Genomic DNA, 23,992 nt, shown 5'->3' on the forward strand with positions numbered 1-23,992 from the left:
CGTCAGGGCCGGGGCAGGGTGCAGCCGGCCTGGGTGAGCGCGATTTCGTTGGCCGCGGTGAGGCAGGCCGGGATGCCGTAGGTCTCTTCGCCGTAGTTCGTCAGGTGGTGCACGGTGACGTTGCCGGCCTGGTCGACCTCGCACGGGTTGTTCTCCGTGCAGCGCTGGCCGTCTTCGTTGCCGGTGTTGTTGACGCCGACGACCTTGCCGCCGGAGATGATCGGCGAGCCCGAGGTGCCGCCGATCGTCTGGCACGCGGAGGTGTAGCGGATCGAGTCCTTCCAGGTCCAGCTGCCCTCCTTGAGCCGGTAGACGAACCCGTCGATGTTGCAGGAGTAGACGCGCTTCCAGTAACCGGAGACGACGTCGATCGCCGAGCCCGCGGTGGGGTGCGCGTTCGACAGCTCGAGCGGCGAGATGCCGTAGCTCGACTTGATCTGCGCGTAGGTGGTGGTGAGCTGGTAGAGCGACACGTCGGTGTCGGTCATCGTGCCGTAGACGATCTTCTTCGCCCGGAGCGTGGCCTTGTTGCTCCCGCTGGCCGTGAGCAACGTGAACGTCCGGCTGGACGCCTGGTTGGTGATGACCTGGCCGGGGCCGGGGAAGCCGCTTTCCAGGCAGTGTCCGTTGGACATGACGAGCGCGGGCGCGGTGTCCGGCGTCGCGGCCGGCTTGACCACCGAGCCGGAGCAGTTGGACAGCGCCACGGTGCCGGCGAAGTTCGCCGCGGCCGCGTTCGCCGGAGTGACTCCCAGTAATACGGTGGCGGTCACGGCGGTGAGGACGGCGCCGAGCAGGCGTCGGGTCATGGCGGATCCTTTCGGCTGGACGGGGAAACCAGTGAAGCGTTGACCTCCCCGCGCCCACCACCGTCGAACGGAGGGTATCCGGATGGTCACGCGCTAGGCTGCGCGGGACGTGGCCGAAATCACGTGCCCGGTGTAGAGAGGAAACATCGCCGAGGTCAGCGGCGATGCGGTGGACACGGGCCCAGCGGCGTGTTGGGCCACCTCCACGCCCTCCGGGCTCGGAGGGCGTGCACACTGACAGGTCGAGACGCGGGCTCGGGCCCCCCGTCAGGGGTCCAGACGTGGTGCAGTCCCGCGGCGGCGGGACGAGATGAGCGGAGAGCAGGACAGCGTGGCAGGAGCACGGACCAAGAAGAACGGAGCCGGGGCGGACAACGGCGCCGGGCACCGGCGGCTCGTTATCGTCGAGTCACCGACCAAGGCCCGCAAGATCGCCCCCTACCTCGGCGGCGGTTACGTCGTCGAGTCCTCCGTCGGGCACATCCGCGACCTGCCCCGTGGAGCCGCTGACGTCCCCGCCCAGTACAAGGGCGAGTCGTGGGCACGGCTCGGCGTCGACGTCGACAACGGCTTCAAGGCCCTCTACGTGGTGACCCCGGACAAGAAGTCCAAGGTCACCGAACTCAAGAGCCTGCTCAAGGACGTCGACGAGCTCTACCTCGCGACGGACCCCGACCGCGAGGGCGAAGCCATCGCGTGGCACCTGCTCGAGACGCTCAAGCCGAAGGTCCCGGTCCGCCGGATGGTCTTCCACGAGGTCACCGAGCAGGCCATCCTCGCGGCCGCCGACTCCACCCGTGAGCTGGACGCCGACCTCGTCGACGCCCAGGAGACCCGCCGCATCCTCGACCGCCTGTACGGCTACGAGGTCTCGCCGGTGCTGTGGAAGAAGGTCATGCCGAAGCTTTCGGCGGGCCGCGTGCAGTCCGTGGCGACCCGGATCGTGGTCGAGCGGGAGCGCGAGCGGATGCGCTTCACCTCGGCGTCGTACTGGGACATCTCGGCGACGATGGACGCGGGCGAAGAGGCCTCGCCGCGGAACTTCGCGGCCCGCCTCGTCGCCGTGGACGGCGCGCGCCTGGCCACCGGCCGCGACTTCGGCTCGGACGGGCAGCTCAAGGCGTCGAACAACGAGATCCGCGTGCTGGCCGAGGCCGACGCGCGACGCCTGGCCGAGGCGCTGAAGCAGCGTGACTTCAAGGTCTCGAGCGTCGAGGAAAAGCCGTACACGCGGAAGCCGTACGCGCCGTTCATGACCTCGACGCTGCAGCAGGAGGCGGGCCGCAAGATGCGGTTCACCTCGGAGCGCACCATGCGGATCGCGCAGAAGCTGTACGAGAACGGTTACATCACTTATATGCGTACCGACTCGACGACCCTGTCGGAGTCGGCGATCTCGGCGGCGCGCAGCCAGGCGACGCAGCTGTACGGCAAGGAATACGTCTCGCCGTCGCCGCGCCAGTACACCCGCAAGGTCAAGAACGCGCAGGAAGCGCACGAGGCGATCCGGCCCTCGGGCGAGGTCTTCCGCACGCCGGGCCAGGTCGCGAGCGAGCTGGACACCGACGAGTACCGCCTCTACGAGATGATCTGGCAGCGCACGATCGCCTCGCAGATGGCCGACGCCAAGGGCACCACGATGTCGGTGCGCATCGTCGGCAACGCGACCTCGGGCGAGGAATGCACCTTCGCGGCTTCGGGTCGCACGATCACCTTCGCGGGCTTCCTGAAGGCGTACGTCGAAGCGGTCGACACCGAGACCGGCGGCGAAGCCGACGACAAGCAGAGCCGCCTGCCGGTGCTCGAGAAGGACCAGGACCTCACCGCGACCGAGCTGAGCCCGGACGGGCACACGACGTCGCCGCCGGCCCGCTACTCCGAGCCGAGCCTGGTCAGCAAGCTGGAAGAGCTGGGCATCGGCCGCCCGTCGACGTACGCGTCGATCATCAAGACCATCCAGGACCGCGGCTACGTCTGGAAGAAGGGCTCCGCGCTCGTTCCCTCGTGGGTCGCGTTCGCCGTGATTGGCCTGATGGAACGGCACTTCGAGCGGCTGGTCGACTACGACTTCACCGCCGGCATGGAGGACGAGCTCGACCGCATCGCCAACGGTGACGAGCAGCGCGGGCAGTGGCTGTCGAAGTTCTACTTCGGCGGCGACATGGGCGTCGACGGTTCGATCGGCCGTCTCGGCGGGCTGAAGAAGCTGGTCGAGGGCAGTGTCGAGGACATTGACGCGCGGGAGATCAACTCGATCCCGCTGTTCAACGATTCCGAAGGACACAAGGTCGTGGTCCGCGTCGGCCGCTACGGGCCGTACCTGGAGCGCGAGGTCGACGGGAACTCGCAGCGGGCGAACCTGCCCGAGGACCTGCCCCCGGACGAGCTGTCCCTGGAGCTCGCGGAGAAGCTGTTCGCGACTCCGCAGGAGGGTCGCTCACTGGGCGCCGACCCGGTGAGCGGGCACGACATCGTCGCGAAGGAAGGCCGCTTCGGGCCGTACGTGACCGAGGTGCTGCCGGAGCCCGAGCCGCTGCCCGAGACCGCGACGGCCGCGCAGAAGAAGGCCGCGAAGGCGAAGCAGCCGAAGCCGCGTACGGGCTCGTTGTTCAAGTCGATGGACATCGAGACGGTGACCCTCGAAGACGCGCTGAAGCTGCTTTCGCTGCCGCGCGTCGTCGGCAAGGACCCGGAGTCCGGCGACGAGATCACGGCGCAGAACGGACGTTACGGGCCGTACCTGAAGAAGGGCACGGACTCGCGCTCGCTCGCGACCGAGGACCAGCTGTTCTCGATCACCGTCGAGGAGGCGCTGAAGATCTACGCGGAGCCGAAGCAGCGCGGCCGGTCCGCCACGGCGAAGCCGCCGCTCAAGGAGCTCGGCGAAGACCCGGTGTCGAAGAAGCCGATGGTGGTCAAGGACGGCCGGTTCGGCCCGTACGTGACCGACGGCGAGTACAACGCGACGCTGCGCAAGGGCGACGAGATCGACGAGCTCACCGCCGAACGGGCGTCCGAGCTGCTGGCGGAGAAGCGGGCGAAGGGGCCGGCGCCGAAGCGGAAGGCGCCGGCGCGCAAGCCCGCGTCGACGACGGCGAAGACGGTCAAGGCGGGCACGAGCAAGACCGCCAAGGCCGCGGCCACGAAGTCCACCGCGACGAAGACCGCCCCGAAGCGCACCACGGCCACCAAGGCGAAGTAGCGCTCTCAGGAAGTCCGTGAAGGCCTCCTTACCGGCTCTTATGCCGGCGAGGAGGCCTTCACGGCGTTTCGGACCGCTCGCCGACCGCTCGGCGACTCGTCTCGCCTGTTCGAACGTATGTGCGAGAAATTGTCGGTGCCAGGGTGTTCAATCTAGGGGTGAACAACTCAGTCGCGGTCTTCGACGTCATCGACGAGGTCATCGCCCCGCTCTCGGCCGAGGTCCCGGAGCGGCCCTCCGTGATGGAGTTCTACGACCCCGAGTTCGAGATCCCGCCGGTGCTGGCGGACACCGAACCCCGCTTCTCGCGCCGGGAAGAGCGGCCGCGAAGCCTGGCCGACGAGGTCGAGCAGTACACCCGGTTCGTCGCCGGGATGGCCGCGATCGGCCTGGCGCCCGGCGGTGAGGTCACGGCGGAGGCGGTCGGGCTTTACCGGGCGTTGCGCGGTGGCTTCATCCGCGGCGTCGTCACCGGCGTCTTCCCGGCCCGGCGCGAGCCGTGGGAGGTCCGGTTCTTCGGCGACGAGGACTACACCACGGTGCTGCACAAGCTGGGCAACCGCGCGAGGCTGCGGTCCGGCTTCCTCAGCGAGCTGCCGGGCTGGGTGTTCGACGGCCTGCCGGACCGGCCGCCGGGGCCGGGGCCGGAGGTCCGCATCGAGACGGACGAGGGTGGCCTGATCCCGCGGCGGTGCGAGGAAGCCGTCGAGCGGATCCGCGAGTGCGCGGCGCGGCCGCGGCTGGGCACGGTGCTGGTCGACCTCGCGGTGCGGAACTCGATCCTGGCCGAGTACCCGCACGGCGCGTTCGGCCTGGTCGACAACGACCTGGGCCGTTACCAGTTCAGCGCGGCCGTGGGCCGGAACGGGCGCTGGACCGTCACCTGGGGTCCGGCGTCGCGAAGCACTGCGGAGCAGTGGATCGTCGAGGCGGTGCAGAGCCATGCCTGAGCCGGCGGCCCGGCGGGATCTCACGGTGCGCGACGCGATCCTGGCCGCGGTCGAGCAGAACAGCGGTGTGCCGGTCTGGCGAGGTGTGGCGCCCGTCGGCGAGCTGCCGGTCGAGCCCGGTTCCGGTCGGCCCTCGGTCAATCCGCCGATCGAGCGGGGCGGGGCGAGGCTCGAGGTGCCCGCGGCCGATCGGGATGCGGCGCGGCAGGGCGAGCGGAGTGCGGGGCCGGTCGCCGGCCGGAGCGAGGTGCGGCGTCATGCCTGAGCGCACCGCGGCGCGGGAGCTGCTGGAGCTGGCGGCCGGGCCGGTGCTGCTGGCGATGCCGGATCGTGAGCCGGTCGACCGGCTCTACAACCCGGACGTCAGCGACCACGACATCCTGGTCCACGGCCCGGTCTCCGACGATCCGGCGGACCTGGCCGAAGAGGTCGAGCGGCACGTGGCGTGGGCCGCCTGGATCGACGGGACGCCGTTCGGCGAGGACGGCGAGCTCAACGACGTCGGCTTCGAGGTCGTGTCGCTGATGCTGCGCGGTTCCGTCCGCGCGGCGCTGTGCGGCGTGTTCGACGAAGGGCCGGAGACCGCGGACATCCGGTGCTACGCCGACGGCGAGCGGGCCTTCATGATGGGCTCGCTGCCCGGCCGCACGGCGATCCACCTGGCCGACTTCGAAGAACTGCCAGAGATGCTGGTGGCGGAGCTGCCGGAGGTGCCGTTCGGCAGCCCGCGCCGGGCGATCTGGGTCTCGGTGGACGACGACGGCCTGGTCCACGACGGCCAGGACGACGACGTCGGCGCGATGCGCGAGGTCCTGGCCCGGCCTCGCTCGGGCACGGCGGTTCTGGACATGCTCGCGTTCGGCGGGCTGTGCGCGGAGTTCCCCGACCACGGCTTCGTCCTGGTCGACACGGACCTCGGCCGCTTCGCGCTGGCGGCGCTGGACCGCGGTGACGGTCGTCGTCAGCTGGTGCTGAGCCCGTTCAGCCGCGAAATGCTCCGCGACTGGTGCCGGAAGATGATCGACCTCGGGCAGGAGGAGATTTCCTGACCGGTGACCGGGGAGCGGCTGCTCCATCCGGGCTCGATCGCCACGCGCGAAACTGGCCATCTTGACACCCTGGGTATGACCAGCTCCCAGCGGTCGCTGTCCGTGACTGTGATGGGCTTCACTACGATCTGTCACCATTGGCGGTCGACCGAAGCCTCGGCGGACTGGACACTGCTGGGGGTTCGGGCGTGGGCTTGCGCTGCGTGACGAACCCTCCTTTGGAGACAGAGCCATTGGGCGGATGCGTTATCCGCCTTGGTCGCTACCCTGGAAAGGCGAGGACATTCAGTAGTGAGGTGGTCACCATGAGCGCGAACGGTGAGGCTCCCTTCTTCAGTGCCCCCGAGCTCACTCAGCGCGACGGCACACTGTCCGAAACACCAGGCGAGATGTTCGCGGACCCGGTCTCCGGACTGGTCACCACGGACCCCGAGCCCCGCACCGCGATGCCGAACGGCCACGAGCCCGCCGCCATCTCGGTCGCCGGGCCCGTGCAGCACGACGAGGAGGTCGTACGCCGGATGGTGGAGGAAACCCTCCGCGAAGACGGCATGACCGGGGCCCGGGCCCCGGGAGCGATCCCGCCCGCCGGCACCACGGGCACGCTCGGCGAAGACGTGACTCCGCCACTCGGGGTGCTGCCACGGCAACGCAACCGGCAACGGACCTGGCCGAAGCGGGCACCGCAGATGCTCCGGCCCGTCCGGCAGCAGCCGCCGCCCGCCGAGGACGACTTCGACGAAGATCTCGAGGTCGTGCCCGTCAAGCGGCGCAAGCTGCCGAAGATGCCGGCGATGTCGATGCCGGCGATCGGCCGGCCGTCGTCGAGCGCGTCGGGCGTGATACTCGCGGTGGTGCTGCTGATCGTGTTCGGGTTCGTCGCCATCGAGATGGTGTCGAGCCTGGTCAGCAGCGTGACGGGGTTGTTCGACTGACGTTCACCAGCTGATCCCCACCCCACTGGGACCTCGGGGTCGTCCGCGTGCCAGAGGCCGATCGGGCTACCCTGGCTACACGGTCGGGCTAACTCACGAGGGTGCCCGGCACCGCGGTGACTAGTGGGGTGGGCGTATCAGCGAGGGCGTGCGATCGGTACCCGGGTCCGGCCCGGGCGGGTCGTCGGGCGCCGAGGCGTCCACGATCAGCCGGGTCCGGCGGGTGCTGGCGATCAAACCGTTCCGGCGCCTCTGGGGCGTCACGTACTTGTGCAGTGTCGCCGATTGGCTGAACATCCTGGCCCTCACCGGCCTGGCCACGAAGCTGACGAACAACTACTTCGCGCAGAACTTCGCTTTTGTCGGCGTCGTGCTGACCGGCTTGGCCCCGGGGCTGCTGTTCGCCCCGGTCGGCGGGCTGCTCGCGGACCGGTTCGACCGCCGCAAGGTGATGGTCGTCGCCGACCTCCTGCGCTGCGGGTTCCTGCTGTCCATCGCCTTCGTCAGCGCGCCGTGGTGGCTGCTGGTCGGCAACTTCCTGGTCGGCAGCGCGGCGAGCATGTGGATCCCCTCGAAAGAGGCGGCGGTCCCGAACCTGCTTCGCCGCCCCGACCAGGTCGAGACGGCCAACCAGCTCGGCATGGTGATGACCTACGGCCTCGCCGTCATCACCGCGGCCGGCGCGAACGCCATCCTCACCGGCATCAACACGAACTTCCTCCACGTTCCCGGCGAAGACACCAGCCTCCGCATCGCGAAGCTGGTTGTCATCATCACCGCCTTGCTCTACCTGGCCAGCGCGATCCTCATCGCCACCCGGATCCCCGAACTGTCGCTGCGCAACGTCCACGCGCTGCCGGAGCAGAAGGTCAAGCAGGCCGACGAGGAAAAGCTCGGCGTCGGCCGGATGATCGCCGACGGCTTCCGCTTCGTCCGCAGCACGCCACTCGTGCGCGGGCTGCTGGTCGGCGCGTTCGGGGCCTTCGCGGCGGGCGGTGCCGTGATCGGCTCGGCCAAGCCGTACTCCTCGAGCCTGCTGGCCGGTGACTCGGCGTTCAGCCTCCTGGTGCTGGCCATCTTCCTCGGCCTCGCCTCCGGCATGGCGTTCGCGCCCAAGCTTTCCCGGCGGCTCCCGCACGACCGGCTGTTCGGCGTCTCGATCATCGCGGCCGGGCTCTCGCTCGCGCTGGTCGCGTTGTCGCCGCACCTGTCGGTCTCGCTGGTCACCGTGGTCCTGGTGGGGTTCTGGGCCGGGACGGCGTTCCTCACCGGCGTCACGATCATCGGCTCCCGCGTCGAAGACGCCATCCGCGGCCGGATCAACGCGATCTACCAGCTGATGATGAAGCTCGTGCTGTTCGGCACCACGGTCACCGTCCCGGTCCTGGTCGGTGTCGTGGCGACGCGCACCATCAACGTCTGGGGCAGCCCGGTCACGATCGACGGCACCCGGCCGATCATGCTCGTCGGCGCCGCGCTCGCCCTGATCGCCGGCTTCTTCGCCTACCGGCAGATGGACGACAAGCGCACCGAGCCGATCCTGTCCGACCTGCGCAACGCGCTGCGCCGCACTCCGCGGCGCGTCAACGGTTTCCTCATCGCCGTCGAGGGCACCACCGCGATCAACACCGCGATCCAGGCCGTCAACCTCGCCGACTGGATGCGCGGCGGGACCCGGCCGGTCGTAGTCGCCGCCGACCCGGCCCTCGACGACAAACGGCTGACGGCGCTGGTTTCCGGCGCGTCGCTGACCGGCGCGCGCGCCCAGGCGCTGGCCGCCGCCGCGGTGCGGGCCGACATCGTCGAGCGGCACGTCCAGCCGGCGCTCGACGCCGGTTCGGTGGTCGTGATGGAGCGCTTCGTCGACTCGCCGCTGGCGCACCTGTCCGCCGTCGCGGGCCTCGACAGCGACGAGCTCGAAGGCCTCGCCGACTGGGCGACCGGGCGGCTGCGCCCGGACCTGACCGTTCTGCTCGACGCCGCTCCGCCCGGGGCGCCGCGCGACAAGGCGGCCACGATGAACGACCAGTGGCGCGTCCAGCACCTGCTCGTCGAGATGGCCGCCGCGGACCCGGAGCGCTACGTCGTGATCGACGCCGACGGCACCGACACCGAGGTCGCCGAGCGGATCCGCACCGCGCTGCGCGCGGTGTTCGTCGGGCGCCTTTCGGCGCTGGCCCCGGCAGCTTCCACAGCGTCCACACCGTCCATATCGGACAAGCCGGCGACCCTGCCGCTCGACGTCGAAGACACACTGGCCGGGGAAGCCCTGACCGTGCCCGTCGAGACCGCGGAAGAGTCTCGCGTGGAGGCGAAGTGACGACGACCGAACGCATCGGCGTCTGGAACCACGTGGTCGGCCAGGAGGCCGCGGTCGAAACCCTGATGTCGGCCGCGTCCGCCGCGGCGAAGATCGTCGCCGGGGAGCCCGCGCCGCCCGGCGCGATGACGCACGCCTGGCTGATCACCGGGCCGGCCGGATCCGGCCGCTCGGTGGCCGCGCGGACGTTCGCCGCGGGCCTGCAATGCAGCACCGGCACCGGTTGTGACTCCTGCCCCGGCTGCCACACGACGATGGCGGGCACCCACGCCGACGTCCGGCTCGTGGTGCCGCAGGGCCTGTCGATCTCGGTCGCCGAGATGCGCGCGCTGGTCCAGGCCGCGGCGCGCCGCCCGACCACCGGCAGCTGGCAGGTCGTGATCATCGAGGACGCCGACCGGCTCACCGAAGGCGCGTCGAACGCGCTGCTGAAGGCGGTCGAAGAACCGCCGGACCGCACGGTGTTCCTGCTCTGCGCGCCGTCGGACCACCCGGAGGACATCTCCGTGACGATCCGGTCGCGCTGCCGCCTGGTGACGCTGCGGACGCCGCCGCCGGCGGCGATCGCCGACGTCCTGATGCGCCGGGACCACGTCGACCCGGATCAGGCGCGGTGGGCCGCCGCCGTCTGCGGCGGCCACGTCGGCCGCGCCCGGCGGCTGGCCACCGACGAGGCCGCGCGCCAGCGCCGCGCCACGGTCCTGCGGATCCCGCTCGGCCTGCGCCGCCCCGGCGACGTCTTCACCTGCGCCGACCAGCTGATCAGCGCGGCGGAGGCCGACGCCGGCGAGGCGAGCAAGGGCCGCGACGAGGACGAGCGCAACGAACTGCGCACGGCGATGGGCGGCGACGGCATCGGCAAGGGCGTCGCGGGGGCCAAGCGGGCCGCCGAAGCAGCGGTGAAGCAGCTGGAGAAGAAGCAGAAATCCCGCGCCACCCGCACCCAGCGCGACACGCTGGACCTCTCGCTGATCGACCTCGCGGGCTTCTACCGCGACGTCCTGGTGACGTCGACCCGCTCCGGCGCGACCCTCAACCACCCCGACCACGGCGACCAGATCGCCGAGGCCGCGTCGGCGTGGACCCTGGAGTCGACGCTGCGCCGCCTCGAAGCGGTGCTGGAATGCCGTGAGGCGATCGACCTGAACGTGAAGCCGCGCATCGCCGTCGAGGCGATGGTCACGACGCTTCGCCAAGGCTGAGCACGAAGAAACCCCGTCAGGAGCCGGGCTCCTGACGGGGTTTCTCCATGACCCCGGGGCGGTCTCAGGTCACTCGCGCGGCCGCGGTGACGGCTTGAACGGCTTCTCCTCGGCCGATACGGCCAGCGGACGACGACGCGAGCCCGGCATCGCGGCCACCATGACCACACCGAGCAGGAGCATCGCGGTGCCCGACCAGAACAGCGGCACCGTGTCGTACGCGCCGCCGGTGTAGGCGAGGTTCTTCACGGGGCCCTTGGGCGCCTCCCCGCCCGCGGGCGGCGGTGTCGTCGTGCTCCCGCAGATCACGCCGCCGGTCGGCGCGTAAGCCCGCGCGATCTGCTCGCCGATCGACAGCTGCGCCAGCGAAGACGGCAGGTTGCTCGCCGCGTCGCCGGGCAGCAGGCTCTTCAGCTTCGTCGTGGGCAGCAGCTGAAGGTCGAACATCCGCGCCGACGCGCCGAGCTGGAAGCCCTTGAACGGCGTCGTCATCGCCGCGCTCTTCTGGTCGAGCCCGGCGATGCTCAGCCGCAGCACACCCAGGTCGAGCACGGTGCCCGCGGTGTTGCCGATCTGCTGGAGGGGGCCGTCGAGCGGGGCCAGCAGCCCACCGACCACCGGCAGGTCCTTGAGCGTGCCGAACTGGTCGCTCAGCTGCTTCAGCGGCAGCCCGATCGGGATGTCCTTGGTCGGGTGCGCGGCGTCCAGCGTGTACAGCACCTTGCCGCCGGCCTCGATGGTCAGCACCGGCGCGGTGTACTCCACTTTGGACGTCTTGGCGTCGCCGGTGGAGGTCACCTTCAGCGTCGGCTGGCTGGCCACCTTGATGCTCAGCGCGAGCGGCGTGCCCTTGAGGATCTCGATGTCCGCGCCCTGCAGCGTCGACGTCGACTGCACGGCCTTGTTCTTCGAGCCGGGGAGGTCGACGAGCTTGACCTGCGAGCGCGACGAGAGCGTGTTCGGCAGGCTCAGCAGCGAGCCGGTACCGCCGGCCGCGGTCTGCCCGCCGCCCTGCAGCAGGCCACCGAGGCTCTGCAGGCCGTTCTTGAGGTCGAAGCCCTTCGCCAGCGTCGCGGGGTCGAGCGCCAGCTTGTCGAGCCCGAGGTTCGGCAGCGACGGGATGACGTTGAGCAGCGACAGGCTCGCGACCGACGTGCTGGCGTCGGCGATCGTGTCGACGCACGGGCCGAGCGTCGGGCTCCAGCGCGCGTGCGCGGAGCCGTTCAGCACCCCGACGTTCAGCAGCGGGTTGGACGGCGCGTTGAGCCCGCCGCTGATCGGCTGCGGGTTGTCCGGCAACGCCGTCTGCACCACGCTGCCCGGCGTCTGCGGCGCGTTCCCGCCCACCGACAGCCCGAACGGCGACGCCTGCGCGACCGCCTTCTCGTAGCTCAGGTAGGCGTCGGAGTTCGCGGACGCGCTGGACAAGCCCATCCCGGCCTCGAGCGCCGACTGCTTCGGCAGGGTGTCCCCGAACCCGGGCAGGATCGTGCTCGTCGGCACGGCGTTGGGCAGCAACCGGACGATGCCGAGCGCGGTCCCGGCATCCCCGACGGCCTGCCCCAGCGGCTGCGGCCCGATCGGCGCCGAGATGGGCGCCTGCCCGGAACTCGCCGGCTGCGGGATCGGCGTCGTCGGATAAGTCGGATCGGCGTTCGCCGGCGCCGCGCTGAGCAGGAGCAACGCCGCGGCGGCGGGCAGGGCCGCCGAACGGGGCAGTCTTCGCCGCATGTGCCAGTGCCTCCAGGTAGGTCGATCGTGGTGTGAGATCGACGTCATAGGGCCCTAACGACAGTGCCCCGGGAAAGTGACGCTGACAGCCTCCGCTACACTGGTTCCCGTCGCCAGCGCGAGCCGGTGACATGCCGCCTTAGCTCAGTCGGCCAGAGCGATTCACTCGTAATGAATAGGTCAGGGGTTCGATTCCCCTAGGCGGCTCCACAAGACCTCGAAGGCCCGTGCTCGTACAGAGCGCGGGCCTTTTGGCTTGTCTCGCGGGTTTCGCGGGTCTCCGCCCCAACGCCCCGCCCGGAGGGCTTCGCCCCCGGCCCCCTGTCGTGGTTGCCTTCGCGTGGTGGCCGTGGCTTCGAAATTTCTTCCGAGGAACCACCCTTGTGGGTCAAGTTTCGAGGTGCGTGGATGGCGAAGGCCCCCGCTTTGTGAGCGGGGGCCTTCGGGTGAGCGGGGGGCTACTTCGGCGGGGCTACCTTGATCACGCTGGCCTTGGCTTCGCCTCGGGGGGTGCGGTAGGTGATCTTGTCGCCCGCCTTGGCGCCGACCAGGGCCAGGCCCAGGGGGCTGTCCGACGTGATCGCGTCGGAGTCCTCGCCCGGGACCGTCACCACTTGGAAGGTCTCTTCGTCGCCGTCCGAGAAGCGGAGGGTGACTGTTGTGCCGTCCGGGAGCTGGGCGTTGCCGTAGCCGCCGTGTTCCATCTTCGCGGCCAGATCGGCGATCTGGCGGTCGAGCCTCGCCGCGGCCTCCGCGCGGTCGATCACGTCCGCCTGGTCCGCCGCATCGCCCGTTCGCTCCTGCTCGCCGGGTTGCGGCGCGAGGGCTTCCCGTTGCGCGCGCAGGTTCGCGATTTCCTTCTCCAGCTGGCTGCGCGCAGCCGGGCTGAGCCCCTTGTCCCCTGAGATCACCATGCCGCGCATTGTCCGCCGCGCGGACCGGGGTGGCCAATCCGGTTTTTCACCCGGCGGCCACCCGCAGGACGTCTGCCCTAGGATTTGGGGCCGCCGTCCAGGAAGAAGGTAACGAGAATCACCGTGAGCGCCGTCCCCGGTCGCAGTGACCGGCTCTCTCCCAACCAGCTGGCCAAGCAGGAACAGATCGTCGAGGCCGCACGCGTCGTGCTGGCCCGCGACGGCTTGGCGGGCTGCACCGTCCGCGCCATCGCGGACGCCGGACCGCTCACCAAGAGCGCGATCCACTACTACTTCGCCGACATCGACGTCCTCATCGATCGGGCCATGGCCGCGCACATCACCGCGTTCGCCGCGGGCCTGCGCGAAGTCGGCGCGAAGCACGACGACCCGCGCAGACGGCTCTTCGCCGTGGTCGAGGAGTACCTGAGCGTGTTCGCCGCGAACCCGAACGCCGCGTTCCTCTGGTTCGAGTACTGGATCGCGGCCGGCCGGGCGCAGCACCCGCAGGCCATCGACGTGATGCTCACGTCGCTCACCGAGCTCCTCGCCGAACTGCTGGCGCCGCTGGACGTCGACGACCCGCGCGCCCGGGCCCGGGCGCTGCTGTCGTACCTGCTGGGCACGGTCGTCCAGCAGCGGGTGCGGCCCCGGTCGTTCGCGACCCTGCGCGCCGACATCGAGGCGCTCTGCTTCGCCAACTACGGCTGACGGCAGAGGCGTAGCGCGCTCTCCAGGCACAGCGTTCCGGCCTCTTCGGCGGTGACGCGCTCGGCCACGACTTCCGCGGCGGCCGTGTGCGGGAGCCCGACCCGCTCAGTCACGTCGCGAGCGCGGCGCGGGACCTGATGAACGACGTCGGCGGCACGGGGTGGCGCGGTCGTGTGGTCCCTCGTCGCGACCGCCGTCCTCGTCGTCGTGTCCGGCCCGGTCGCGCTCCGCCTCTACAGCCGGCAGAGCTGAGGAAACCGCTCGTCTAGGGTGCGGACATGCCTCTGTTCTCGTTCGAAGGGCTCAGCCCGCAGGTCCACCCGGACGCCTGGATCGCGCCCACTGCCACCCTCATCGGCGACGTCGTCGTCGAGAAGGACGCCTCGATCTGGTACGGCGTGGTGGTCCGGGCCGACTTCGGCCGGATCGTCATCCGGGAGGGCGCCAACATCCAGGACAACTCGGTGATCCACGTCAACGACGGCGTCTGCGAGGTCGGCAAGAACGTCACCGTCGGCCACCAGTGCCTGGTGCACGACTGCACCATCGGGGAGCAGGCGCTGATCGGCAACGGCTCGACGGTGCTCGACAAGGCGAAGATCGGCGCGCGGGCGCTGGTCGCGGCCGGCGCGACGGTCACCCCGGCGACCGAGGTGCCCGACGAGGTCATCGCGATGGGCAGCCCGGCGAAGAAGTTCGTCCCGCTGACCGACTCCGCGCGGATGTGGGTCGACCACAACGCCGCGATCTACCAGGAGCTGGCCCGCCGCCACCGCGCCGGCACCAAGCCGATCGATTGAGGTTGACTCTCCAGTAACTGGAGACTTTAGCTTCGGGGCATGGCTCCGAAGAAACTCACCCACCAGGTCACCCTCGAACTCGCGGCGGGCAACGCCCCGGTCGTCGACCTCGGCAAGATGCTGGGGCAGACCGGGGTCAACCTCGTCGAGATCAAGAAGGCCTACGACGCGGCGACCGCGCACCAGCGCGGCGACATCGTGCCGGTGGTCGTCTCGGTGTTCGAGGACCGCTCCTTCGCGCTCCGCCTCAAGACCCCGCCGACGGCGTTCCTGATCAAGAAAGCGTTGGGGGACAAGGGTTCTTCGCGGCCGGGGCACGAGGTGGCGGGCAAGATCACGACACAGCAGCTGCGGGAGATCGCCGAGCGCAAGCTGCCGGACCTGAACACCGCCGACGTCGAGATGGCGATGCGCACGATCGCCGGCACGGCCCGGTCCATGGGCGTCGCGGTCGTCGACTGAGGTGCGCAAGCACGCGGTCGTGCCGCCGTTCCACGCGCTGGACCCCGAGCTCGGGGTGGCGGAACGGTTGCTGCGCCAGGGAAACCCGGAGCTGAGCGGCATCGTCGCGCGGCTCCCGGACGAACAAGCGGCCGCGCGCCGCCTCAACGCCGTGCTGGCCGGGGCGGGTGCGCGGCCGCGGCTCGTCGACACCGGCGTCGCGTGGCGCATCGTCTACGTGACCCCGCTGGCCGGGGCCGGCGAGCTGGCCGCCGGGGCGGCCGGGCTCGCGGAGCTCGTGACCGTCGGCGGGTGGCGGCGGGTCAAGCGCTGCGCGACCTGCGCCCGGCCGTTCTGCGACCGCACTTCCGGCTGCACGCGCAAGTGGTGTGCCGAACACGGCCGGGCCTCGAGCGGGGTGCACTAGGCTCTTCCCCGCAGCAGCGACTGGCGCCATCGAGGTGGAGCACCACCGGGAAGCGACGACGAGGCCGGCACCGCGCGCCTGGGTGAAGGCCACTCCAGAGCCGGAGTACGCCCATGACCCACCAGCCGAAACTGAACGCGCTCGCCACCGCCGATCCCGCCATCGCGGGGCTCGTCGAGGAAGAAGCGAAGCGCCAGCACGACAAGATCCGCTTGATCGCGTCGGAGAACTACGTCTCGCAGGCCGTGCTCGAAGCCACCGGGACCGTGCTCACCAACAAGTACTCCGAGGGCTACGCGGGCAAGCGGTACTACGAGGGCCAGCAGTTCATCGACCAGGTCGAGCTGCTCGCCATCGAGCGCGCGAAGGCCGTTTTCGGCGCAGACCACGCGAACGTCCAGCCGTACTCCGGGTCGCCGGCGAACCTGGCCGTGTACCTCGCGTTCGCGAAGCCCGGCGACACCGTGCTCGGCATGGCGCTGCCGGACGGTGGGCACCTGACCCACGGCTGGAGCGTCTCCGCGACCGGCAAGTGGTTCACGCCGGTGCGCTACGGCGTCACCAAGGAGACCGGCCGCGTCGACCTCGACCAGGTCCGCGACCTGGCCCGCGAGCACCGGCCGAAGCTGATCTTCGCCGGCGGCACGGCGATCCCGCGCACCATCGACTTCCCGGCGTTCGCCGAGATCGCCGCCGAGGTGGACGCGGTGCTCGTCGCCGACATCGCGCACATCGCCGGGCTCGTCGCCGGTGGCGCGCACCCGTCGCCGGTCGGGCACGCGCAGGTCATCACCACGACGACGCACAAGACGTTGCGCGGCCCGCGCGGCGCGATGATCCTCTCCGACGCCGAGCACGCCAAAGCCGTCGACAAGGCCGTGTTCCCCGGCCTGCAGGGCGGTCCGCACAACCACACGACGGCGGCCATCGCGGTCGCCCTCGGGGAGGCGCAGCAGCCGTCGTTCGGCGAGTACGCGCACACGATCGTCGCCAACGCCCGCGCGTTGGCCGATGCGTTGCTGGCCAAGGGGTACGACCTCGTCTCCGGCGGCACGGACAACCACCTGCTGCTGATCGACCTGACGAACAAGGCCGTCGCGGGCAAGCCGGCCGCGCAGGCGCTGGACCGCGCGGGCATCGAACTGAACTACAACACGGTGCCGTTCGACCCGCGCAAGCCGTTCGACCCGTCCGGCATCCGGCTCGGCACGTCCGCCATCACCACCCGCGGCCTGCGGCCGGAGCACCAGGTGCAGGTGGCGGACTGGATCGACCGCACGGTCACCGCGGCCGCCGCGCAGAACGAGTCCTCTTTGGACACGATCGCGGCGGAGATCCGCGAGTTCCTGGCGCCGTTCCCGATTCCGGGTTACTCCGCCTGACGCTCAAGTCCGTGAATGGCACATCGAGGGACTCGGAGTCCCTCGATGTGCCATTCACGGCTTCTGGGCCCGGGCGAGCGGGTGGGAGACCAGGGTCACAGGATATTTGATTGCACGATACAAGCTTCAGCGGAATAGTTGGCCGAGGCAAGTAGTTGACAGCTACAAGCAACTACGACGAAGGCTTCGAGGGAGACCACCATGAGCGAGACCACCACAGCGGAAGGAGCAGCCGCTACGAACGGCCGGCTATCGCACCGCCAGATCCTGACCATCCTGTCCGGGCTGATGCTCGGCATGTTCCTCGCCGCGCTCGACCAGACCATCGTGTCGTCGTCGATGCGCACCATCGCCGACGAGCTCCACGGCCTGTCGCTGCAGGCCTGGGCCACCACGGCGTACCTCATCACCGCGACCCTGTCGACGCCGCTCTACGGCAAGCTGTCCGACCTCTACGGCCGCAAGCCCATGTACCTGACGGCGATCTCGCTGTTCCTGGTCGGCTCGCTGGCCAGCGGCATGGCGACGTCGATGTACGAGCTGGCCGCGTTCCGCGCGTTCCAGGGCCTCGGCGCCGGTGGCCTGATGTCCCTGGCGCTGGCGATCATCACCGACATCACCGCGCCGCGTGAACGCAGCAAGTACCAGGGCTACTTCATGGCGGTGTTCGGCATCTCGAGCGTCGCGGGCCCGGTCGTCGGCGGCTTCTTCGCCGGCATCGACTCCTTCGCCGGCATCACCGGCTGGCGCTGGGTGTTCCTGGTCAACGTCCCGATCGCGCTCGCCGCGCTGGTCGTCGTCAGCAAGGTCCTCAACCTCCCGCACTCCCGCGTCGAGCAGAAGGTCGACTACTGGGGCGCCGTGACGCTGGCCGTCGGGCTGGTGCCGCTGCTGATCGTCGCCGAGCAGGGCCGCGAGTGGGGCTGGGGTTCGGCCGCGTCGATCGCGATGTACGCCATCGGCGGGCTGGGTGTCGCGGCCTTCATCTGGCAGGAACGCCGGATGGGCGACGCCGCGCTGCTGCCGCTGCGCCTGTTCAACCGCCCCGTCTTCCGGATGGCCACGCTGGTCACCGTCGTGCAGGGCGCCGGGATGTTCGGCGCGATGATGTCGCTGCCGCTCTACCTGCAGATCGTCAAGGGCGCGACGCCGACCCAGGCCGGCCTGCAGATGCTCCCGCTGACGCTGGGCATCATGATCGCCAGCCTGACCAGCGGCCGGCTGATCTCCAAGACCGGGCGCTACAAGATGTTCGCGGTGGCCGGCATCGGCCTGATGGCGGCGGCGCTGTTCGCGCTGTCCACGATCACCGCCGACACCTCGCTGTCCTTCGTCATGGTGATCGCCTTCGTGATCGGCCTCGGCCTCGGCGCCTCGATGCAGACGCTGGTGCTGGCCGCGACCAACGACGTCCGCCCGCAGGACATCGGCGTCGCCACCTCGGCGGCGACGTTCTTCCGGCAGATCGGCGGCACGGCGGGCACCGCGGTGTTCCTCTCGATCCTGTTCGGCACGGTCGGCGACAAGATCGCGAACGCCGTCCGCTCGGCGATCGCCACCCCGGCCTACACCGCGGCGCTGGCCCAGCACCCGGAGTTCGCGCAGCAGCTGAAGAGCGGCCTGGACGTCAACGACACGTCGTTCCTGTCCTCGCTCGACCCGGTGCTGGCCCGCCCGATCCTGCAGGGCTTCGCCGAGTCGATGAGCACGGTGTTCCTGGTCGGCGGGATCGTGCTGACGGTCGGCTTCGCCCTGGTGTGGTTCCTCAAGGAGAAGCCGCTGTCGGACAAGTCCGCGATGGAGCAGCGCGCGGAGGCCGAGGACGCTCCCGCCCTCGCCCTGGCGCACTGACCCGCTGAAACGCCGTGAGGGGCACCTTCAGGGACTTCGTATCCCTGAAGGTGCCCCTCACGGCGTTGCGGGCTTGGTGGACGGCCTCAGTGGGCGGCGTCGCCGTTGGCCTTCTCCTTGGCCAGGCGGTCGGTCTCGCGCTCGTACGAACGGCCGATCTCGGCCTCGGCCTCGGTGCGGCCGACCCAGGACGAGCCTTCGACGCTCTTGCCGGGCTCGAGGTCCTTGTACACCTCGAAGAAGTGCTGGATCTCCAGGCGGTGGAACTCGTTCATGTGGTGGATGTCGCGCAGGTGCTCGAGGCGCGGGTCGTTCGACGGGACGGCGATGACCTTGTCGTCCGGGCCCTTCTCGTCGGTCATCCGGAACATGCCGATCGCGCGGCAGCGGATCAGGCAACCCGGGAAAGTGGGCTCCTGCACGAGCACCATCACGTCCAGGGGGTCACCGTCCTGGCCGAGCGTGTCGTCGATGAAGCCGTAGTCGGCCGGGTACTGCGTGGCCGTGAACAGGGTCCGGTCCAGCTTGATGCGGCCGGTCTTGTGGTCGACCTCGTACTTGTTGCGCTCCCCTTTGGGGATTTCGATCGTGACGTCGAACTCCACGGCGTCCTCACTGCTTCTTTTAGATCCGGGCGTGCCCGCACGTCGCGGGCGGCAACCTCAGCGACTGTCTTGACGTCTCCTAGTGTGGACTACGGCCTGCCCGGCGGTCTCATCGATGTCGGCCGGCAGGCATGTGAGCTTGGCCCCTTCCGGGGCAGGTGAGAAGGAGTGGTGGGTGCCGGAAAACGACCAGCCGATGTGGCCTTCGTCGGACGAAGACCGCTCGTCGTCGGGTGCGGGCAAGACCACTCCGATGTCGCTGCCGGACACGCCACCGGCATCGTCCGAACGGGTGAGCGTGCCGAAGGTCACAGGCAGTGATGCCCCGAAGGGCTCGTGGTTCGCGCCGAACGTGGCGCCCGAGCCGGTGCCCGGGCTGAACGCCCCCGTCGAGCCGCCGGAGCCGCCCGAGCCGCCGCCAGCGGCCAAGCAGGACCTCGCCGACCGCCTCGGCGGCGCTCCGAAGCCGAAGCTGCCCCAGCCGGAGCCGAAGCCTGCCGAGCCGAAGCCGGCCGACGCCGCTGAGCCGGAACCCGCGGAGCCGAAGGCCGCCGAGCCGAAGTGGGACCCGGAGAGCACCCGGCAGATCAAGGTCGAGAAGCGGGAAAAGCCGGAGAAGGCGCCGTGGGTGCCGGTCGAGCGCAACGTCTGGCCCGGTGGGAAGCCGGAGCAGGGCGAGCCGAAGAAGCCGGACGAGCCGCAGCAGCCGTGGCGCGAGGAACTGCAGCACTGGCGCGAGACGCAGCAGCGCGGCGAGACGCACCAGCAGCAACAGCGGCCGCCGGACCAGCGCCCGGACGCCCAGCAGCAGCGCCCTCAAGATCAGCAGCGCCCTCAAGAGCAGCAGCGGCCGAACCCGGACGCCCCCTGGGCGCAGCGGATCGAGCTGCGCGAACACCGTGACCGGCCCGCCGAACCCGGCGAACGCCGTCCCGGCCTGCCGCCCGAGCCGCCGCGCGGGGTCGTCCCCTCGGCGTCGGCGGGATCGCTGGCCCGGCCGGTGCGGATCGAGCCGGACGGGCGGCGGTTCGACGCCGAGGCGACCGTCGGGATCGAACGCCCGACCCAGTTCCCCGCCGCCTTCCAGCAGCAGCCCCAGCCCCGCACCGACCAGCCCCGCGCCGACCAGCAGCCGCCGGCCGAGCCGCCCGTCCCGGAGCCGCCCGCCGCCGAGTCCGCCACCGCGGCGGAGCCGCCGAAGAAGAAGCGCAAGGGCAAGCTGATCGCGCTCGGCGCGCTCGTGCTGGTGGTGCTCATCGGCCTCGGCGTCGCCGCGGCCATGCCGGGCGTGTCCAACCGGCTGGGCCTGCCGTGGGCGCCGAACGCGCCGAAGGGCGACAGCCCCGAGCCCGCCGCGGCCGCTCGCGTGCTGCAGGGACCGAACACGTCCGGGCAGGCGCCGACCGCGAACGGCGTCAAGTCGGCGCTGGCCGCCGCGGCCGGCAACAGCGCGCTCGGCCAGCTCACCGGCAGTGTCGTCGACCCGGTCAGCGGCACCGAGCTGTGGAACCGCAACGCGACGTCGCCGGTGACACCCGCGTCGACGACGAAGGTGCTCACCTCCGCGGCCGCGCTGCTCTCGATGGACCCGAACAGCCGGCTCTCGACGAAGATCGTGCAGGGTGCCGACGCCGGCACGGTGATCGTCGTCGGCGGCGGCGACCCCACGCTCACCTCGCTGCCGCAGGGCACCGAGTCGCCGCTGTATCCGGGCTCCGCGCACGTCGACGACCTCGTCGCGCAGGTCAAGAAGGCCAACCCGGGCGTCAAGAAGGTCCAGGTCGACCTGACCCTGTTCAAGGGCGCGACGACCGCGCCGGGCTGGGCCGCGGGCGACGCGCCGTCGACGTTCGCCACCCAGATCTCGTCGGTGATGGCCGACGCCGGCCGCCTGGACCCGAAGAACAACAACTCCCAGCGCATCCCCAACGCGGGCAGCGCGCTCGCCGGGACGATCGCGTCGAAGCTCAGCGCGTCGGCCGGCGGCCAGGTGACCGCGCCGAAGGACGCCAAGGTGCTGGCCGAGGTCAAGTCGGCCCCGCTGACCGAGTTGGTCTCCGACACGATGGAGCTGTCCGACGACGTCGTCGCCGAGGCCCTCGCCCGGCAGGTCGCCCTGGCCAACGGGCAGGAAGCCTCCTTCGCCGGCGGTGCCGCCGCGACGTTGAAGGTGCTCAAGGACCACGGCTTCGACACGACCGGCGTCCAGCTGTCCGACGGCAGCGGCATCTCGGACCAGAACAAGATCCCGGCGAAGCTGCTGTCCCAGGTCCTCGCGGCCGCGGCCGGCCCGGAGGGCAAGCACCCGGACACCGCCAAGCTGCGCGCGCTCCTGGCCGGCCTGCCCGTGGCGGGTGCTTCGGGCACCCTCGCCGACAAGCGGTTCGACACGGCGGGCTCCCAGGCCGGCCGCGGCTGGGTGCGGGCCAAGACGGGCACCCTCACCGGCGTCAACACCCTCGCCGGGGTGGTGCTCGACCAGGACGGCCGGGTGCTGGTGTTCGCGTTCATGTCCAACGGCTCGGACACCGACGCCGGCCGGGACGCCCTCGACGTCCTCGCGACGGGCTTGCGCAAGTGCGGCTGCGGCTGATCGCGTACCTCTCCGTGTGCGAAGCGTGCGGAAGTCGTAGCCGGAAACCCGCTCCGGCCAGGTAGCGTCGAAAGGGTGAGTCAGGAAACCGACACCCGGCCCATGGTCGACTGGTCGCTCGCCGCGCAGACGGGGGCGCTGCTCGTGCGCGGCGGCCCGCAGGTCCCGCGCGACGAGGCCGAGGCCGCCGTCACCGACCTGCGCGAGCTGACGATGGAGGCCGAGGGGCACGTCCGGGAGCTGACGAGCCTCGGGCTCGACCTGCCGCTGCTGCCCGGCGAAGTCGTCGACCGGCCCGGCTGGGTCCGGTCCGCCGCCGCGGGCCTGGACGCGCTCACCGGCCGTGCGTTGCCGCAGCAGGGTGGCCCGTTCGGGCCGATCCTGGCCGGTGGCGCCGGCGTCCAGACCGGCTTGGTGCTCGCGTTCCTCGCCAGCCGCGTGCTCGGCCAGTACGACCCCTTCGGCGGCCCCGAGCGCGAAGGCCAGCTGCTGCTGGTCGCGCCGAACGTGGTCGCCGCGGAACGCGCGATGAAGGTGCCCGGGCACGACTTCCGGCTCTGGGTCTGCCTGCACGAATGCACCCACCGGCTCCAGTTCACCGCCGTCACCTGGCTGCGCGACTACTTCGCCGACGAGGTCGAGCGGCTCGTCTCCGGCTTGGCCGGTGGCACCAACGACAGCCTCGCCGACCTGGTCGGCCGGCTGCCCGAGGCGATCAAGCAGGGCCCGAAGCTGAACCTCGCCGAGCTGCTCCAGTCGCCGAAGGAACGCGCGGTGTTCGACCGGCTGCTCGCCCTCTCGACGCTGCTGGAAGGGCACGCCGACTACGTGATGGACGCCGTCGGCCCGCAGGTCGTGCCGAGCGTCGACACCATCCGCGCGCGGTTCACCGCCCGGCGCAAGGGCGGCGGTGTCTTCGACCGGCTGCTGCGCGCGCTGCTCGGCGTCGACGCGAAGATCCGTCAGTACGAAGAAGGCGCGAAGTTCACGAAGTACGTCGTGGACGCCGTCGGCATGGAGGGCTTCAACGCCGTCTGGCGCTCGCCGAACACCCTGCCCTCGCGCGCCGAGATCGCCGATCCGGCCGCCTGGGTCCGGCGCCTGCACGGATGACCGGGCCGGCGGTCGCGGCCGTCCGGCGGGCCGTCCGCGGGTTCCTGGAGACCGTCGAGGCGCCGGCCGAGCTGTGCGTCGCGGTCTCCGGCGGCGCCGACTCCCTCGCACTGGCCGAGGCCACGGCGTACGTCGGGCACCACCGCGGCCACCGCGTCCGCGCGCTGGTCGTCGACCACGGCCTCCAGGAGGGCTCGGCGAAGATCGCGCGCGACGCCGTCGCGGCGGCGAAGTCCCTGGGCGCCGACGAAGCCGAGGTGCGCCGGGTCGACGTCACCGGGCCGGGCGGGCCGGAGGCGGCCGCGCGCAAAGCCCGCTACGGCGCACTCGCCGGCCATGACCTCGTGCTGCTCGGCCACACCCTCGACGACCAGGCCGAAACCGTCCTGCTCGGGCTCGGCCGCGGCTCCGGCCCGCGCAGCCTCGCCGGGATGCGCCCGCACGACCCGCCGTGGGGCCGGCCGCTGCTGGCGGTGCCGCGCGCGACCACCCGGGCCGCCTGCGCCGAGCTCGGCGTCGAACCGTGGGAGGACCCGCACAACGCCGAAGCGCGCTTCACCAGGGTCCGGCTGCGGAACGAGGTCCTGCCGCTGCTGGAGGACGTCCTCAACGGCGGGGTCGCGGCCGCACTCGCCCGCACGGCCGCGCAGCTGCGTGAGGACAGCGAGGCGTTGGACACATCGGCGGACAGGATCTTCACCCGTGCGGGCGGCCTCGAAGGGCTGGATGTAGCAGTCCTCGAAGGGGAGCCGGCGGCCCTTCGGCGACGGGTTCTCCGCAGGTGGCTGCTGGCGTCGGGGGTGCGCGAGCTCACCGACGCGCACCTCCGGGCGGTCGACGCGCTCGTCGCCCGGTGGCGTGGTCAGGGCGGCGTCTGGCTGCCGGGCAACTTGGAAGCCCGGCGGTGCCGTGGCAGGCTCTGCGTCATCTCCCAACCCACCACCCGAGGGGACTGAC

General features: G+C 70.9%; 21 protein-coding genes and 1 tRNA gene. 17 read left to right on the forward strand and 5 right to left on the reverse strand.

The annotated features are described in order from the left end of the window. Positions 1 to 2: 2 nt before the first annotated feature. Positions 3 to 809, reverse strand: a complete 807-nt coding sequence (locus OG494_RS40120) for a S1 family peptidase (protein WP_328447752.1) — start codon at positions 807 to 809, stop codon at positions 3 to 5. Positions 810 to 1,119: 310 nt separating this feature from the next. On the opposite strand from OG494_RS40120, the gene topA reads away from it, so the two are divergent. From topA to OG494_RS40155, 7 genes are all read left to right on the forward strand, one after another. After that, complete coding sequence (gene topA, locus OG494_RS40125) at positions 1,120 to 4,011, forward strand: type I DNA topoisomerase (protein WP_328447753.1); 2,892 nt, start codon at positions 1,120 to 1,122, stop codon at positions 4,009 to 4,011. Between the two features lie 158 nt (positions 4,012 to 4,169). After that, positions 4,170 to 4,961, forward strand: a complete 792-nt coding sequence (locus tag OG494_RS40130; protein WP_328447754.1) for an ESX secretion-associated protein EspG — start codon at positions 4,170 to 4,172, stop codon at positions 4,959 to 4,961. Further along, positions 4,954 to 5,226, forward strand: coding sequence for a hypothetical protein (locus OG494_RS40135; protein WP_328447755.1), 273 nt, complete (start codon positions 4,954 to 4,956; stop codon positions 5,224 to 5,226). The genes OG494_RS40130 and OG494_RS40135 overlap by 8 nt, the downstream gene beginning before the upstream one ends. Next, complete coding sequence (locus OG494_RS40140) at positions 5,219 to 6,010, forward strand: hypothetical protein (protein ID WP_328447756.1); 792 nt, start codon at positions 5,219 to 5,221, stop codon at positions 6,008 to 6,010. Before OG494_RS40135 ends, OG494_RS40140 begins: the two co-directional genes overlap by 8 nt. Positions 6,011 to 6,315: 305 nt before the next feature. Further along, positions 6,316 to 6,945 carry a hypothetical protein gene (locus OG494_RS40145; protein ID WP_328447757.1) on the forward strand — a complete coding sequence of 210 codons (630 nt, stop codon included), beginning with the start codon at positions 6,316 to 6,318 and terminating at the stop codon, positions 6,943 to 6,945. A 148-nt stretch (positions 6,946 to 7,093) separates the two neighbouring features. Beyond that, complete coding sequence (locus tag OG494_RS40150) at positions 7,094 to 9,265, forward strand: bifunctional MFS transporter/dTMP kinase (protein ID WP_328447758.1); 2,172 nt, start codon at positions 7,094 to 7,096, stop codon at positions 9,263 to 9,265. Then, entirely contained in the window at positions 9,262 to 10,467 is a 1,206-nt protein-coding gene (locus tag OG494_RS40155; RefSeq protein WP_328447760.1) for a DNA polymerase III subunit delta', read from the forward strand. Before OG494_RS40150 ends, OG494_RS40155 begins: the two co-directional genes overlap by 4 nt. Positions 10,468 to 10,536: 69 nt before the next feature. Here OG494_RS40155 and OG494_RS40160 read toward each other — a convergent pair whose 3' ends face one another. Continuing rightward, positions 10,537 to 12,198: a hypothetical protein gene (locus OG494_RS40160; protein WP_328447762.1), complete on the reverse strand. Its 1,662-nt coding sequence runs from the start codon at positions 12,196 to 12,198 to the stop codon at positions 10,537 to 10,539. A 133-nt stretch (positions 12,199 to 12,331) separates the two neighbouring features. On the opposite strand from OG494_RS40160, the gene OG494_RS40165 reads away from it, so the two are divergent. After that, positions 12,332 to 12,408, forward strand: a tRNA-Thr gene (locus OG494_RS40165). 248 nt (positions 12,409 to 12,656) lie between these two features. Here the strand turns inward: OG494_RS40165 and OG494_RS40170 are convergent. Continuing rightward, positions 12,657 to 13,112 (reverse strand): GreA/GreB family elongation factor, encoded by a 456-nt coding sequence (locus tag OG494_RS40170; RefSeq protein WP_328447764.1) that lies wholly within the window; start codon positions 13,110 to 13,112, stop codon positions 12,657 to 12,659. Between the two features lie 123 nt (positions 13,113 to 13,235). Between OG494_RS40170 and OG494_RS40175 the strand changes: the two genes are divergently transcribed. Next, on the forward strand, positions 13,236 to 13,823 hold the full coding sequence (locus OG494_RS40175; protein ID WP_328447766.1) for a TetR/AcrR family transcriptional regulator: 588 nt from the start codon (positions 13,236 to 13,238) through the stop codon (positions 13,821 to 13,823). On the opposite strand, the gene OG494_RS40180 is transcribed toward OG494_RS40175, so the two are convergent. Then, positions 13,814 to 13,936, reverse strand: a complete 123-nt coding sequence (locus OG494_RS40180; RefSeq protein ID WP_328447768.1) for a hypothetical protein — start codon at positions 13,934 to 13,936, stop codon at positions 13,814 to 13,816. The genes OG494_RS40175 and OG494_RS40180 overlap by 10 nt on opposite strands. A 165-nt stretch (positions 13,937 to 14,101) precedes the next feature. Between OG494_RS40180 and OG494_RS40185 the strand changes: the two genes are divergently transcribed. The 5 genes from OG494_RS40185 (at position 14,102) to OG494_RS40205 (ending at position 18,724) form a co-directional block, all read left to right on the forward strand. Continuing rightward, positions 14,102 to 14,623, forward strand: coding sequence for a gamma carbonic anhydrase family protein (locus OG494_RS40185; RefSeq protein ID WP_328447770.1), 522 nt, complete (start codon positions 14,102 to 14,104; stop codon positions 14,621 to 14,623). A 39-nt stretch (positions 14,624 to 14,662) separates the two neighbouring features. Beyond that, positions 14,663 to 15,085 carry a 50S ribosomal protein L11 gene (gene rplK / locus OG494_RS40190; RefSeq protein ID WP_328447772.1) on the forward strand — a complete coding sequence of 141 codons (423 nt, stop codon included), beginning with the start codon at positions 14,663 to 14,665 and terminating at the stop codon, positions 15,083 to 15,085. Position 15,086: 1 nt separating this feature from the next. After that, positions 15,087 to 15,491, forward strand: coding sequence for a hypothetical protein (locus OG494_RS40195; RefSeq protein ID WP_328447774.1), 405 nt, complete (start codon positions 15,087 to 15,089; stop codon positions 15,489 to 15,491). 113 nt (positions 15,492 to 15,604) lie between these two features. Continuing rightward, a complete protein-coding gene (gene glyA, locus OG494_RS40200; RefSeq protein ID WP_328447776.1) occupies positions 15,605 to 16,873 on the forward strand; it encodes a serine hydroxymethyltransferase in 1,269 nt (422 codons plus the stop codon). A 201-nt stretch (positions 16,874 to 17,074) separates the two neighbouring features. Then, positions 17,075 to 18,724 (forward strand): MDR family MFS transporter, encoded by a 1,650-nt coding sequence (locus OG494_RS40205; RefSeq protein WP_328447778.1) that lies wholly within the window; start codon positions 17,075 to 17,077, stop codon positions 18,722 to 18,724. 86 nt (positions 18,725 to 18,810) lie between these two features. Here OG494_RS40205 and OG494_RS40210 read toward each other — a convergent pair whose 3' ends face one another. Further along, entirely contained in the window at positions 18,811 to 19,329 is a 519-nt protein-coding gene (locus OG494_RS40210; protein WP_328447780.1) for an inorganic diphosphatase, read from the reverse strand. A 175-nt stretch (positions 19,330 to 19,504) separates the two neighbouring features. On the opposite strand from OG494_RS40210, the gene dacB reads away from it, so the two are divergent. The 3 genes from dacB to tilS all read left to right on the forward strand — a co-directional run bounded on the left by dacB (position 19,505) and on the right by tilS (position 23,991). After that, the gene (gene dacB / locus OG494_RS40215; RefSeq protein WP_328447782.1) at positions 19,505 to 21,922 is read left to right on the forward strand and encodes a D-alanyl-D-alanine carboxypeptidase/D-alanyl-D-alanine endopeptidase; all 2,418 of its coding nucleotides are present in this window, start codon (positions 19,505 to 19,507) and stop codon (positions 21,920 to 21,922) included. A 102-nt stretch (positions 21,923 to 22,024) separates the two neighbouring features. Then, positions 22,025 to 23,035 (forward strand): zinc-dependent metalloprotease, encoded by a 1,011-nt coding sequence (locus OG494_RS40220; RefSeq protein ID WP_328459171.1) that lies wholly within the window; start codon positions 22,025 to 22,027, stop codon positions 23,033 to 23,035. Further along, positions 23,032 to 23,991, forward strand: a complete 960-nt coding sequence (gene tilS, locus OG494_RS40225; protein WP_328447784.1) for a tRNA lysidine(34) synthetase TilS — start codon at positions 23,032 to 23,034, stop codon at positions 23,989 to 23,991. Before OG494_RS40220 ends, tilS begins: the two co-directional genes overlap by 4 nt. Position 23,992: the final 1 nt, after the last annotated feature.

Source organism: Amycolatopsis sp. NBC_00438, from assembly GCF_036026695.1.
Lineage (GTDB): Bacteria > Actinomycetota > Actinomycetes > Mycobacteriales > Pseudonocardiaceae > Amycolatopsis.